The 13818-nt window shown below is 59.4% G+C and carries 13 protein-coding genes; 5 read left to right on the top strand and 8 right to left on the bottom strand.

Annotation, left to right across the window (positions count from 1 at the left end):
- Positions 1–72: 72 nt before the first annotated feature.
- The 3 genes from ACO07N_RS28745 to ACO07N_RS28755 are packed head-to-tail and all read right to left on the bottom strand — an operon-like array spanning position 73 to position 2269.
- Positions 73–873, bottom strand: a complete 801-nt coding sequence (locus ACO07N_RS28745; protein WP_421984282.1) for an SDR family NAD(P)-dependent oxidoreductase — start codon at positions 871–873, stop codon at positions 73–75.
- Positions 874–885: 12 nt separating this feature from the next.
- Complete coding sequence (locus ACO07N_RS28750) at positions 886–1938, bottom strand: LLM class oxidoreductase (RefSeq protein ID WP_421984283.1); 1053 nt, start codon at positions 1936–1938, stop codon at positions 886–888.
- A gap of 28 nt (positions 1939–1966) precedes the next feature.
- A complete protein-coding gene (locus tag ACO07N_RS28755; protein WP_421984284.1) occupies positions 1967–2269 on the bottom strand; it encodes a DUF1330 domain-containing protein in 303 nt (100 codons plus the stop codon).
- A gap of 124 nt (positions 2270–2393) precedes the next feature.
- Between ACO07N_RS28755 and ACO07N_RS28760 the strand changes: the two genes are divergently transcribed.
- Positions 2394–3302, top strand: a complete 909-nt coding sequence (locus ACO07N_RS28760; protein WP_421984285.1) for a LysR family transcriptional regulator — start codon at positions 2394–2396, stop codon at positions 3300–3302.
- An 11-nt stretch (positions 3303–3313) separates the two neighbouring features.
- Here ACO07N_RS28760 and ACO07N_RS28765 read toward each other — a convergent pair whose 3' ends face one another.
- Complete coding sequence (locus ACO07N_RS28765) at positions 3314–3784, bottom strand: DUF6428 family protein (protein WP_421984286.1); 471 nt, start codon at positions 3782–3784, stop codon at positions 3314–3316.
- 79 nt (positions 3785–3863) lie between these two features.
- On the opposite strand from ACO07N_RS28765, the gene ACO07N_RS28770 reads away from it, so the two are divergent.
- Entirely contained in the window at positions 3864–4187 is a 324-nt protein-coding gene (locus ACO07N_RS28770) for an ArsR/SmtB family transcription factor (RefSeq protein WP_421984287.1), read from the top strand.
- A 17-nt stretch (positions 4188–4204) separates the two neighbouring features.
- Here ACO07N_RS28770 and ACO07N_RS28775 read toward each other — a convergent pair whose 3' ends face one another.
- Positions 4205–4894 (bottom strand): SDR family NAD(P)-dependent oxidoreductase, encoded by a 690-nt coding sequence (locus ACO07N_RS28775; RefSeq protein ID WP_421984288.1) that lies wholly within the window; start codon positions 4892–4894, stop codon positions 4205–4207.
- 628 nt (positions 4895–5522) lie between these two features.
- Here ACO07N_RS28775 and ACO07N_RS28780 point away from each other — a divergent pair.
- Positions 5523–7298, top strand: a complete 1776-nt coding sequence (locus ACO07N_RS28780; RefSeq protein ID WP_421984289.1) for a hypothetical protein — start codon at positions 5523–5525, stop codon at positions 7296–7298.
- A 15-nt stretch (positions 7299–7313) separates the two neighbouring features.
- On the opposite strand, the gene ACO07N_RS28785 is transcribed toward ACO07N_RS28780, so the two are convergent.
- Positions 7314–7763: a ketosteroid isomerase-related protein gene (locus tag ACO07N_RS28785; protein WP_421984290.1), complete on the bottom strand. Its 450-nt coding sequence runs from the start codon at positions 7761–7763 to the stop codon at positions 7314–7316.
- 589 nt (positions 7764–8352) lie between these two features.
- Between ACO07N_RS28785 and ACO07N_RS28790 the strand changes: the two genes are divergently transcribed.
- Both ACO07N_RS28790 and ACO07N_RS28795 read left to right on the top strand, forming a co-directional pair.
- Positions 8353–9261, top strand: a complete 909-nt coding sequence (locus ACO07N_RS28790) for a M91 family zinc metallopeptidase (RefSeq protein ID WP_421984507.1) — start codon at positions 8353–8355, stop codon at positions 9259–9261.
- Between the two features lie 72 nt (positions 9262–9333).
- The gene (locus ACO07N_RS28795; protein WP_421984291.1) at positions 9334–9897 is read left to right on the top strand and encodes a hypothetical protein; all 564 of its coding nucleotides are present in this window, start codon (positions 9334–9336) and stop codon (positions 9895–9897) included.
- A gap of 17 nt (positions 9898–9914) precedes the next feature.
- Here ACO07N_RS28795 and ACO07N_RS28800 read toward each other — a convergent pair whose 3' ends face one another.
- Together ACO07N_RS28800 and rpoD are read right to left on the bottom strand one after the other, a co-directional pair.
- Positions 9915–11312, bottom strand: coding sequence for a DUF930 domain-containing protein (locus ACO07N_RS28800; RefSeq protein WP_421984292.1), 1398 nt, complete (start codon positions 11310–11312; stop codon positions 9915–9917).
- 149 nt (positions 11313–11461) lie between these two features.
- On the bottom strand, positions 11462–13459 hold the full coding sequence (rpoD, locus tag ACO07N_RS28805) for an RNA polymerase sigma factor RpoD (protein ID WP_421984293.1): 1998 nt from the start codon (positions 13457–13459) through the stop codon (positions 11462–11464).
- Between the last annotated feature and the right edge of the window lie 359 nt (positions 13460–13818).

Genomic DNA, 13818 nt, shown 5'->3' on the forward strand with positions numbered 1-13818 from the left:
TTTCGTGCTTCCGGGAAAGGCGCTTCCGGTCGGCGGACGCGGCACAATCGCGGCAGACCGGACATGCTCCGGTCAGACGGAAATCATCCCCTCGACCGCGCGCACGAGGTCGTCGGCCTTGCGTTCATTCAGCGCGTCCGGATGCGGGTTTGAAAATCGACCGCTGTCATTGTCGAAATACTTCCCGCTGGCGGATGCAAACTCCTCCGAGAGCGCCGCCCGCAGCAGGATGTCGACACCGATCGAAAGATCGTTACCGGCCACTCCGAAACCTTCCTTGACCATCTTGCTGGCGAGCAGCGAACCCGGGTTGACGGCAACGATGACGGGTCCGCCTGCCCCGAGCCGCGACGCCAGGTGCCGCGACCACATCGTCAGGCCCAGTTTGCTTTGTGCATAGGCGTCCATGGCAGACAGGCGCACCTTGCCGGCAAGTGCGTCTGGATTGACAGGCGCCTGTGCCGCGGATGACAGGTTGACCACCCGGCTGCCGGTATCCATCAGCGACAGAAGGCGGTTTGTCAGGAGTACGGGCGCCAGCAGGTTGACGGCAAAGCGGATGTCGAGACCGTCTTCCGTCACTTCGGTTCGGCTGCGCAGGATGCCGGCATTGTTGATCAGGACATCAAGCTTCCCATGCCGCTCGGCAACCTCGGCAGCGAGCTGTGCAACATCATCGAGCCTTGAAAAATCGGCCTGGAAAGTCTCCACCTCACCACTGCCGGCAATCGCCAGGACCGTATCTCTGGCGGCGAGGAGCTTTTGCGGGTTGCGCCCGTGCAGAAGCACGGTGTGCCCCTGTTCGCGCAGTGCCTTGGTTGTTTCGAGGCCGATCCCGTCCGTGGCCCCCGTGACCAGTATTTTTTTGCTCATGTCTGTGTGTCCTTAAGCCGCGAAGTCGGTGATGACTTCATCGGAAAGCCGTTTCAGGGTTGTTTCGATATCTGCCTCGTTGAAGCGCAGATTGAGGGCGACGTGATTGACGCCAATCGCCTCGAGCGTCTTCAGATAGGCACGCAGATGATTGACGCCCGACCGGAAGCCCAGATGGATCGGCCGCGGTGCTGCATCCGGCTCCGCGGCAAGATCAACGTAGAGCGGCTGCATGACCGGCTTGTCGCAGGCATCAAGCGCCTTCACCTTCTGCCGGTAGTCCCGGATAACCTGCTCCTGCGCCTGCATGTTGCGCGGGTAGGTCATCCAGCCATCGCCGTTCGCGGCAATCCAGTCCGGGGCTTGCTGACTGCCGCCGGTGATCAGCATCGGCAGTTTGCCGGCCGCCGGCTTCGGCAGCATGTCCATGCCGGGCTCCGGTGTCCCGTGCGCGTTCGTGAATTGCGGCCCGCTGTCGGCCATCTTCCTGATATAGGCGAAGCTCTCCCGGAATCGCACGCCCCTGTCCTCGAAAGACATGTTCAGCGCAGGATACTCTTCGGGCCGGTCTCCGGAGGCAACACCGAGCAGAAGACGGCCAGCCGACAGGACATCGGCGCTCGCAGCGGCCTTTGCGACATGTGCCGGATGGCGCAGCGGCAGAATGATGCTGGCGACACCCAGGCCGATCCGCTCCGTTCCCGCTGCAAGATAGCCGAGATAGACGAACGGGTCGTAGATCTGTCCGGCATCGCCGAAGGACGGCACATTGAAAGGCACGTCCCGCAGCCAGACTGACGAAAACCCGAGTTCTTCCGCAAGTCGCACAAGCTCCAGATGCCGCGCCATCGCGGGAACCGCGCCCATGCCGTAATTCTCGAGCGGCACGACCAGTCCGACAGACAGCCGGTCAGGCTTGAAGACGGTGTTGTATGACCGGTTGATCTGTTCAAAACCGGTCCGATCCGGACGATTGAGCATCTTGGCCTCGCTGCTCCCGAAGTCCGGAACGTTTTCGCTTGCTTCGAGATGAACCTTGACTGTAACCCAGCCGTCCCGCGTCATCGCGGGACGGTTTCTTTTTCACCTGCCCTCAAGCCAGGTCGTCTTTCCCTTCGATCAGGAAGTGGAAGCTTTTCGACCCCTCGGTTCGGGCCTTCAGAAACGGTGCGTACTCCGCATCCTTCATGAAATTCATCGCAGCATCCCTGGACGGCCACTCGATCACGATGCGCAGTGCGGCTTCATCCGTCGCCCCCTCGACCTGCTCGTGAGACACGGTCCGCGCCAGGTATTTGCCGCCATGCTGGGCAACCAGCCTGTTTGCCGGACCGATATAGCCGGGAATCCAGTCTTCTGCCGTAGGTGTCACAGCAAGCACGGAATAATATGCCATTTCAATTGATCCTCGATTTGCCCGGACTGCGCGTCCCGCAGCCCTGACCCACAGATAAAGATCTTGAAATTCAGCATAAACAGGCAATTTTAGAGTACATAATTCGGATTCTGGATATAATAATATGGACACCGACAGCCTTCGGCTTTTTGTTCTGGCAGCAGAAAAACTGAACATCAGCGCGGCGGGACGCGAACTCGGCATGCCGCCTGCCGTCGCGAGTAACCGTCTGGCCAAACTGGAGCAAAGTCTCGGCTCGGATTTGATGCACCGCTCGACGCGAAAAGTGGCCCTGTCCGTCGAAGGCGCCGAGTTTCTGCCCTTTGCCCGCGAGATTATCGCCCAGGAAGATGCCGCAAGAGCTGCCCTCGGACTTTCCAGTCCGCAGGTCAGCGGCCTTCTGCGATTTGCCGCCTCAAGCACGTTTGCGCAGCTCTACATTGTTCCGTTGTTGCCGGAATTCCTTGCGCGATACCCGGAAATCAAACTCGACCTCAAGCTCTCAGACACACGATTTGACCTGATTGAAGGCAGCTACGATCTGGCGCTGCGCAACTCCGCGCTCGAAGACAGCAGCCTGAAATACCGGAAACTCTCAGACGATACCCGCATTCTGTGTGCGTCACCTGACTATCTGGACCGTTACGGGCATCCGGATACACCCGCCGACCTGCTGAACCACCAGCTCATCGCCTTCCAGGACCTGACGCCGAAACCCTTGATCGGGCCGGGTCAGGCGACGCAATACTTCGACCCGCGCGCGTCCGCGAGCCGTCTGGTCATGGACGACGGCCGCTCGTTGAAACTGGCGACGATCGCCGGCGCCGGCATTTCGATGAATTCCCTCTGGAACACCCATGCCGACCTGAAATCGGGAACATTGGTCAGGGTGCTGCCCGATTTCGAGGTGGACGACCAGTCGGTGCTCTGGCTCGTCTATCCGAAATCGAACGTCCTGACGGCTAAGGTCAGGGTCTTCATCGACTTCCTGCTCGAAAAGATCGGCAAGGCGCCCGCCTGGAGCGCCGGCTGACAGGGACGCCGTCAGCCGCAGCAGGCAGATGCGGCAGAGCCGCAGCAAGCAGGAGCATCCGCGCGCCGCGTGTGCGCAAGCGCAGGTTTGCAATTTGCCCGGACCTCGCTCAGGCGAATGGACACCACGCCGTCATCCAGCACCGGCGCGGCTGGTTCGTAGATCCGCATACCCCTGTTTTCATGAGCAAATTCCACCTGCAACGGGCTTTCGCCGAGACCACTCACCCTGGCAATGCTCTGCTCGAGGATCGCATTGAACTTCCCGAGTTTCATGTGATTGCCGCCCCGCCCGTCGAGCAATTGCAAGGCGGCCTCGGTCCACGAAGCAAGGCGGCCGCCACAGTCGATGCTGTTGACGTCGGCGAGTTTCAACTCGGTCACGTGATATCCCTCGCCGATGGCACCCTCACCGGTCCGGAAGACCAGGGGCAGATCGGCAGGCATTTTCCGCATGGCGTTCAGAAGCGACAGGGGTGTCATGGTGCGAACCTTTCATTTCAAAAAAAGTTGAAATATAGTTCAAGCACAAACCAGCAAACATTTCAAGAAAGTTTGAAATATGAATGAAGCCGACGCCCTCGCCGCCTTTGCATCGATCTCCAGCGTGACGCGGTTGCGTATTCTCAAGCGTCTCGTTGAAGCCGGCAGCAGCGGGCTGACGGCCGGCGACATCGCGGACGCTGTTGGCGCAACGCCATCCAGAACGTCGTTTCATCTGTCCAACATGTCGGATGCGGGTCTCGTGACCTCAAGCAGGCAGGCGCGTCGGATCACCTACCGGATCGACTTCACGGCTGTCGGTGCCCTGATGCGCTACCTGCTGGAGGACTGCTGCAACAACAACGCCACCGTCAGGGAATGTTGCCTGCCGGGAGGCTGCTGACCGGCAGGCAGGCCAGCCTAGAAACGCTCGACATGCGGGCGCAGTTCAATTTCGTTGGCCCAGATGCTCCGGTGCTGACGGGTCATGTCCAGATAGGTCCGGGCAATCTCGTCGGGGTTCAATGTTGTTTCCGGATCATTGTAGGGCGCACCGCGCCCGGCACTGTGAATGGCGCCGTCAATGACAAAATGGACCACGTGAATGTTCTTCGGATGCAGTTCTCGGGCCAACGACTGGCAGAGCCCCCTGAGCGCAAATTTGCCCATCGCGAACGCGGCTGATTGCGGAAATCCCTTGATGCCCGCGGAGGCACCCGTGAACAGCATCGTGCCCGCCTTGTTCGGGACCATCCGCTTCGCTGCTTCGTGCGCAACCAGGAAGGCGCCCCAGACAGTAACGTCGAGAGCGGCGCGCACCCTGTCGGGATCAAGCTGCTCTATCGGACCCTTTGTCCGGCCGCTGGCATTGTAAACGACGACGTCCGGGGTCGCCCCCTCGGCGTCGAGCGTCTCAAAAAGCTGCGTGACGCCGGCTTGACTTGTGGCATCGCAGGCATGCGCCCGTGCGCCGGTCTCCCGGCAAAGCCCGTCCAGCTTGTCAGGCTTGCGTGCCGCCAGGCGGACTTGATAACCATCCTGGGAAAAAACACGCGCCAAGGACGCACTCAACCCTGTTCCAGCGCCAACAATCAACACACTCTTTGCCATGAACCTGCTCCTTCACTCCGGCCTCAGCCCTTACTTGGGGATGCGGACGCTCGTTGCCCAGTCAAGCGCCTGTGTTCATTTTCCGGACAAATCGGTTGTCAGCGACAACCTGTGGAAGCTTCGCGGACCGTGCCAGCTACATGGCGACTGCAATCCAGGGAGCGACGCGAGGCTCGGCTCCTCGAACACTTGAAAATATGACAAGTGCACCTCGGCAGATTTCACCGTTAAATTGACCTCGGACCGGAAATTCTAATACCGTTCAATATTGCTTCTGACCGGAAAAAGCATTTCGAGCATTTTTTTACCTGACTGCCCCCGAATTGCGGGTGTACGCCAAGGCAGAAACCGAACGGGATGCATAAGAAAAAGGGTCTTCGAAGTAGACAGAATCCGGGTCTTTTGCAGGACAACCGGACAGAATTCGAAAATGACAGTGCATGCCTGGAGAGGTGTTTATGACGTTGATTTTATTTCGGTTTTCTACACCTCAACGGGTTTTGACCCAGGCATGGACCCCGCTCCGTCCCGTGCCATTGACGGGTGCCGCGTCATGGAACGGCTTGCGGCGATGATCAGTAGCTCGAGACGACCGTTCACCTGTCGCCGGCGCGGCGCGGCGCGCTCGATGCTTGCCAATCTGCTTCTGGCGTTTTTCCTCACCCTCATGGGCACCGGTCTCGCACTTGCCGACTGGATCAATCTGACCGCCGCGGAAAAATTGCCGAATGTCGCCGAGATCTTCGTACGCGAGGATCGGGTCCATATCGTTCTGCAGCTTTCCGAAGACAGCCTTGAAAACGTCGCAGAATTGCTGCCAGAAGACATGCTGCGTGAGCGGGGAATAGAACCGGAACCGATCGAACAGAGAATGGAACAGTTCGCCAGGGAGAAGTTCCAGGTGATCGCCGACGGCGCGATCGATCTTTCCGCGACATTGCGGTTTTCAGAACAGAGGCCGCGAAAGGATCGGTCCTCTCCCGTCAAGGGCATCGTCCATCCCCTCACACGTCAAAAGGCTCCGGACCCGCCCGACAAGGTCCGCGTGCTCCATGCAGAACTCGATTACTTCTTTGACCAGAAACCGAAAACACTGACATTTGTTCCACCCTTGGATGGTGATGGTAATCCCCTGCTTGAATTGGGTTTCATCGTCTATCAGGAGAGCGTTCCCGTCATCGACTTCCGAGAACTCACCGGCCCCGCGACCCTCACGCTCAACTGGAACGACCCCTGGGTATCCGCATTCGAGGACCCGAACCTGGCGCGCCATCATCGCTGGCCGATCATGTCGTTCATCTATGTCGAACCGCGGGAGGTCAGGCATGAAATCGTGATCAGGCTGCGGGATCTTGAAGACTGGGCTGACCTGAATTTCGATCGAAACGCCCCGATTGCTGATGACGGCCGAAGGAATATACTGGAAGCCGCCAGCCGTTTCTTCGCAGACAAGAACCCGGTCATCATCGATGGGACACCTGCCGAACCGGCAAGCGTCGGAACGGAGTTCCTGGACCTTTCTCTGGCAGGCATCGAGGTTATTGAAGACGATCGGAACCTTGACCCGGTAACTGCGGTCCTGGGTGTGACGCTTTCCTATCCGGTCGGCCAGATGCCTGCGGAAGTCACGACAATCTGGCAACTCTTCAGCGACCGCATAGAAACCGTACCGGTGACATCCATTGACCCGATCGGACCGTTTCCGGCCGAATTCGGCGTCACCTATCCTTCGCACACTTGGACCAACCGTCTTCTGAGATTTGAAGAGCCCGGCGTCGCCACGGTGCCTGTCACGGACGAACGGTCCCTGAAACTTCCCTTGCTTACCATCGTGCTTGCCGTATTTGCCTTGAACGCGGTTGCCTTCGCACTCAAGGCCAGCAGATGGGCCAGGGGTATAGGGTTTGCCGCAGCGCTCATTTTTGCGGCGGGTGCTGCCACGACGAGCGACCGGTTTATTGCGACCCTGCCCAATCCGTTTGCCAACTTGCCGGGCGACAACGAGGCGAAAACGGCAATCCGGGCCATTTTCGCCAACGCCAACGCGTCGTTTTATGAAATCAATGAGGACCAGCTTGAGGTGGAGCTTTCAAAGTTCGTCTATACGGGGATGGCGCCGATTGTGTACACGGAACTGGAACGGGCCAATCGCGTCGAGTTGCCGGGGGGGATTACCGCACGCGTGGGCGACATAAATGACGTCACCATAAGCGAGATACGTCCACTTGATGCAGGCCGCGGTTTCTCGGCGCTCGCCCAGTGGTCAGCCGAAGCCGTCGGTCAGCACTGGGGCTATTTGCACTTGAGAGAGCTCGACTTGCAGGCGCGCGTTGAAATGATCGAGGATGATCGTGTCTGGCGCCTTGCCGGTCTGACCGACCTCTCGATCGAGATCAGGGAGTAGGCAGAGCCGGAAATCTCAGCTATCGCCGGACGTGTCGCTTATGCCGCCTTCTTCAGGGCCCTGAACCTGATCGATCCAGGTCTGGAGATTGTAGTAGGTGGTGATGCGGGCAATCTTGCCGTCGCTGATTTCAAAGAAGCTTCCCGCCGGAAGATCGTAAGTCTGCCCGTTGGCCGCCGGCAAGCCCTCGTCGGTGGCGATATAGGTGCCGTGCACGATGAACTCCGCCGCTGCACGTGTGCCGTCTTCGTTGACGAAGAGAACGATGTCCGAGAGGCGCTCCTTGTAGCAGCGCGTCATGTGCACGTTGAAGGACCAGAACTTGTCCTTGCCGACACGCCGCTCTCCCTGATTGACATCGTGCACCAGATCTTCGGCGACGAGGCTCTCCATTTTCTTTGTGTCGCCGGCGTTGAAGGCAGCGAAGTAGGTGTCGATCAAAAAGCGGGATTGCTTGTTCGGCATGTCGTCTCGCACTTGTTGGATTGCAACTCACCGGCGAGTTTGCCCGCGACGTGAATACAGCGCAAGCACTGCTGTCCGGTTTGACCCGGCAAAGATCTAATGAGGCGAACCCCGGTCAACGAACTTGTCATTCCGGCTGAAGCGCAGCGGAAGGACGGAAACCAGTAGCCGCTTGTTTCTCCTTCTTCTTTTAACCTCTCGTCATAGGGAATACTGGTTCCCGGTCTTGCCGCATATGCGGCAAACCGGGACGACAAATCAGGGAAAAACCGTATCCCGACATAGCACCGATCGGAATTGCACAGCTTTCGCAAAGGCATAAGTTCGAATGCATTTTTCAAACCGGACAGCAGCGCAAGGGCAATTCATCTGCGCGTTGGCAACGTCCGCGCAACCCCGAAGGCCTTGTGGGAAGCAAGGCCTGCGCATATGCGAATGCGCCTGGCGGCCCCAATCCGCAAAAGTGTGACGTAGCGACATTGACGGAATCGCGGAAACGGCGGAAAATTTCTCAAGATTTTTTTCAAGAGCTGGTTTGACAATGAAGTTTCCTGCCTCCCGAATTATTGTCGACATGCATTCGTGCCCGATGTGCGCAGGCACACCCCTGCCGATCGCCTGGAAGGGGGCCTGGACTGTCCTGACAGGCATGTTTCCGCAAGCCCGCGTGAAGGATATGTGCGTTTGCGCAGGCCCTCCCCCTCCGTTCGGCGGCGATCCCATCATCACAGGAGCCTTCAATGTGCTGGTGGAAAAAATGCCGGCAGCGCGCATGACGGACCTCACGCTGAAAGCGGGCGCGCTCACCACCGGCTATCCAAGGGTACTGATCGGCATGGCTGGCGCGTCCGGCGCTGGCGCCGGCGGCGCCGGCGGCGCAGCTGCCGGCCTGTCGCCTAAGCAGATTGCAGATCTGAGGCGCAACGCCCTGATGGACAAGATCAAGGAAGGCAAGTCCTCCATCAAGATCAAGGGCTCGGATGAATTCAAGGAGAAGACGCTGGCGGCACTGGACCGGCTGGCCCAGTCACCGACCGGTATGAAACTGTTGCAGGAACTCGACTCCAGCAACAAGACAACAACGATCGTCGAGGCCGGCCCCGGCAAGGGCAACACGGAGACCGCGAAAAACTGGAAAGACGGGCTCTACGACACGACCAACGACAAGGCTGGTCCGGGCACGGACAGCACGGTCAAGTTCAATCCCGACCGCGACAAGCTGAATTCCGAGGACTGGAAAACCAGGGACCCGGCAATCGGCCTGGGACACGAGCTGATCCACTCGTACCATGATGGCAACGGCACGACGGACGGGCGCAAGGAAGTCGAATACACGGGCAAGGACGGCAAGAAGCACAAGGCGCCCGGTTACGAACTGCAGACGGTCGGCCTTGGAGAATACGAAGACAAGGAACTGACGGAAAACAACATCCGAAAGGATTTTGATGATCTGGGAATCGGCAAGAATGACGAAGAGCACCAAAGACCCTACTACTGATCACGGTCGGCCTGGCGCTTCGCGTCGGCGCTGCCGTGCTACCTACAGGATTTCATCGAGGACCGCCTGCGCATGTTGACTGTTTCCATCAAGGCGATCACCGCCGCCTCTTTCGCCCTGGCCTATCAGATCACCAACACGGATCAGGCCGACATCTACGTCGCCGATCTGGTTTACAAACCTGCCGCAGACGGCAATCTGACGGTCGACCCGAAGACCGCCTATGTCATTCCGACAGATGACGGGACGCTCTATGTCGGCAAACTCCTGTTAAAGATCCCGGAGGGCATGAAGGTCGAAAGCACGGAAAAGCCCTACTACAGACGCCTCGCACCCGGAGAAAGCCTTGCAGGTGAGATCGTGTTTCCAAACCCAGCGGTCGCGTTCCACCCCTATAACAGCTACGAGCTTGGCGAGAACCCGTTCGCCGCACGCCGGATCGTGGTCCAGATCGGCGTCATCAGCGCGCGGGACCTGAAACCGGACGAGGCAACGCTCACGCCCGCACCGGACTTCGGCCCCACCTATTTCAAGGCCGACTACGGCTACGGCCTGCAATATCAGACGGTTCTGCAGGCGGAAATCGACGTCACCAATTCAGGCGCCGCATTCCTGCCGGTGACCGGTGTCGATTGATGAGACGACGTTTCGGATCAAAAGCCGGACAAACCGCGCGCGAGCCACTGTGACCGGGGGATCTCTTCCCCGATCTTGAAGCTGAACCGCTCGACCCGCGTCACGCCCGCATTCGTTTCGCAACGAAAGGCGACATCAAACCAGCGCCCGAGGCTGCGAAATGCGACGCGCTGGTATTCAAGCACGGTTCCTCCACGCGCACGCGCACGCGGCAGTGCTTCGGGCGGCACGGGGCTCACTGCCGTTAGCTGCGCGTCGAGCTCGGTCATGCAGAGAAGGCTCAACCGTTCTCCTTCAGTAAGGCCACGTATCCGGGATGTGATGCGCGGGTTGTTGGCGGAATAAATTTGCCTTGCCTGGATGTGGCCCGGACGGCGCACGGTTCCGGCAGAGGATGACGCCGATGATGAAGCAGACGGCGTGGCACGGGCAACCTGGCGTGCCGGTTTCGGTGCAGGCGGGGCCGCGCTCAAAATCGGTCCGACCGTACCAAAGTCATCGGGTGCGATCTCGTCCGCGTTGCCGACATCCGCGGCAGCCTCCGTTCCGGCCTCGGCCAGTTCGGCCGGCTTCGGCTGCGGTTCGGGCGTGACATCCGTTTCCGTTTCGCTCACCGGCCCGGCAAGGGGGTCGAAGTCGTCCTCAATCTCGGTCTCCGACGGGGCTTCCGGCGTGGTTTCCTCTGCAGCCGCGATCTGTTCTTCAGGCACGTCTTGTTCCGGTTGATCCTCTTCCTGAACATCTGCCTCGGCTGTATCGGCCTCGGCAACCTCCTCTTCGGTGACCGGTTCGTCAGCCGGTTCGGAGGTCACCACGTCCTCGTTAACTTCCTCGGTGACGTCCTCTGCAACATCGTCGTCCCCGGTGCCCGCGTCTGCGATCTCCTGCGCCTCATCCAGGGCTTCTGCGGCTTCGGCTTCCTGTGTGTCTTCCGCCTCTGCGACCTCCTCCTCCAAAGAGTCTTGCAGCGGCAGCAGTTCCGTTTCCTGCTGTTCGGGCTCTTCCTCGGCAAATTCCTGGACAGCCTCCTGAATGGACGGCGGAGGCTGGTCTTGCACCGTCTCTTCTTCTTCCGGGGCAGGCGCCGGTTCGGGAGGCAGCTCTTCCACTTCTTCCTCCTCGGTTTCTTCCTGCTCAGGCGCCGGCTCGGGCGGGAGGTTTTCTTCCTGCTCGTCCTGTTCTTCCGGTTGCTCCTCGCTCTGGGGCTGGTCTTCGGCCGATGCTTCCGCGGCGGCGTCCTCTTCCGCCGGGGCGGGCAGCGTGATGATCTCCACCTCGACGGGGTCCTGGCCGGGCTCGGTCACATAGCCTGAAATGCCGCCCAGAAGGACAAGCGCAAGTGTTCCGTGAAGGACAAGCGACGTCGCGAGTCCCCAGGTAAATGTCTGCCGGTCGTCTTTGGCCGTCTCGATCATCGGACGGTTCATATCTGCGATTATGGCCAAAAAGGCGCCCTCGACCGAAATTCCGCGATCACCATTTCTTCAAGAAGGGTCCGCATCGTAAACAAAAAACCCGGCATCGATGCCGGGCTTTTCGCAATCCACTCGAACTGGCCAGCGTCTTAGCTGTCCAGGAAGGACCGCAGTTTGCGTGACCGGCTCGGATGCTTGAGCTTGCGCAGCGCTTTCGCTTCGATCTGGCGGATACGTTCGCGGGTCACCGAGAACTGTTGCCCGACTTCTTCCAGCGTATGGTCCGTGTTCATGCCGATACCGAACCGCATCCTGAGCACGCGCTCCTCGCGCGGCGTCAGCGAGGCAAGAACCCGCGTGGTGGTCTCGCGCAGGTTCGACTGGATGGCCGCATCGATTGGCAGAACCGCGTTCTTGTCCTCGATGAAATCGCCGAGATGGGAATCTTCCTCGTCGCCGATCGGTGTTTCCAGCGATATCGGTTCCTTCGCAATTTTCAGGACCTTGCGGACCTTCTCCAGAGGCATCTGCAGCTTTTCGGCCAGCTCTTCCGGGGTCGGTTCACGGCCGATCTCGTGCAGCATCTGGCGCGATGTGCGCACGATCTTGTTGATCGTCTCGATCATGTGCACCGGAATACGGATGGTACGCGCCTGGTCCGCGATCGAGCGGGTGATGGCCTGCCGGATCCACCATGTTGCGTAGGTGGAGAACTTGTAGCCGCGCCGGTACTCGAATTTGTCGACCGCCTTCATCAGGCCGATATTGCCCTCCTGGATGAGATCCAGGAACTGAAGGCCGCGATTGGTGTATTTCTTTGCGATCGAGATCACGAGACGCAGGTTCGCCTCTACCATCTCCTTCTTGGCGATGCGCGCTTCGCGCTCGCCCTTTTGCACCATGGCCACAATGCGGCGGAATTCGGTGATCTCAAGGCCGGTTTCGGTCGCAAGCGTCTGGATCTCCTGACGCAGCTCGCGCACGGTCTCTTTTTCCTTGGCGATGAAGTTCTTCCAGCCGCGCGTCGACAGGTTGGCAACCTTGCGCAGCCAGTTCGGATCCAGTTCGGCGCCCTGATACTGTTTCAGGAAGTCGGTCCGGTCGACATTGTAGCTGTCGGCAAGACGCAGCAGGCGGCCTTCATAGCCCATGAGCCGCTTGTTGATGTCATAGAGCTGGGCAACGAGAGCGTCGATACGGTTCTGGTTGAGCGACAGGCTCTTCACGTCGACAATGATGTCTTCTTTCAGCTTCTTGTAGCGGCGCTCCTGGCTCGGCGACAGGGTCTTGTTGGCCAGCTTGTTCTCGACAAGCTGGTCCTGCAGGCGGCGCAGTTTCTTGTAGTTGTCGGCGATGTTGTCGAAGGTCTCCAGGACGCCGGGCTTCAGCTCGGCTTCCATGGCGGACAGGGAAACGTTGGATTCGAACTCGTCGTCGTCCTCTTCTTCGCTCTCGCCTTCCGCATTCTCGTTTTCCGTGTCCTCCGAAGCGCCCTCGGCAGGCTTCTCCTCGCGGGACTCGCTCGGAGCGACGTCGTCATTCGCCACCTGGGGACCGGCCTTGGCATCCGGACCGGCATAAGTCGCTTCCAGGTCGATGATGTCGCGCAGGAGAACCTGGGCTTCGTTGAGTTCGTCGCGCCAGATGATGATCGCCTGGAAGGTCAGCGGGCTTTCGCAAAGACCTGCGATCATGGCCTCGCGGCCGGCCTCGATGCGCTTGGCAATCGCGATCTCGCCTTCGCGCGACAAAAGCTCCACGGACCCCATTTCGCGCAGATACATGCGCACCGGGTCGTCGGTCCTGTCTGCGGGCTCCTTGGTGTTGGTGGTCTTGGCGACTGCTGTGGTGGTCGTCGTGGCCAGCTCACCGCCGTCGACTTCTTCAGGACCGTCTTCCGCTTCGTCGGAATCGATCACGTTGATGCCCATGTCGGACAGCATCGACATGGTGTCTTCGATCTTTTCGGAAGAAACCTGTTCGGAAGGCAGGACCTCGTTCAGCTCGTCATAGGTGACATAGCCGCGCTTTTTCGCGGCCTTGATCATCTTCTTGACGGCGGCATCCGACAAATCGAGAAGCGGGCCGTCGGGGCCGTCCGTGCTTGCTTCCTGCGTTTCGTCTGCTTGCGTCGCTTTGGCTACCATATTGTGCTCCAGTTCGCGACCGTCGTGGTCGCGCAGCGCTCTATTTCCGGTTTCAAACCGACCTGCCCTTTGCGCGCCGGCAGTGCCTGCGGCGGCGTCTGAAGGAATCAGTCATGTTCGGTTTGTAAGCCGTGTCCCTTAAGTCCCAATTAACCGTGCGCATTTCGACATTGATATTTCTTGTCATCAATGAAGCACACGGCCTTTGTTGAGGCACACGCGGATGCGCATGCCGAAGCGGTTTTCAAACGGGTCTGCAGCGTTTTTAGACTATTGGCCGCGGGCAGGCTTGGGCTCCGGCGCTTGAATGCTGCAAAACCCCTATTTAGCTCGGTGCGCACGATTCGCAAGTGTGATTC

Source organism: Roseibium sp. (genome assembly GCF_965229775.1).
In the GTDB taxonomy this organism is placed as follows: Bacteria; Pseudomonadota; Alphaproteobacteria; order Rhizobiales; family Stappiaceae; genus Roseibium.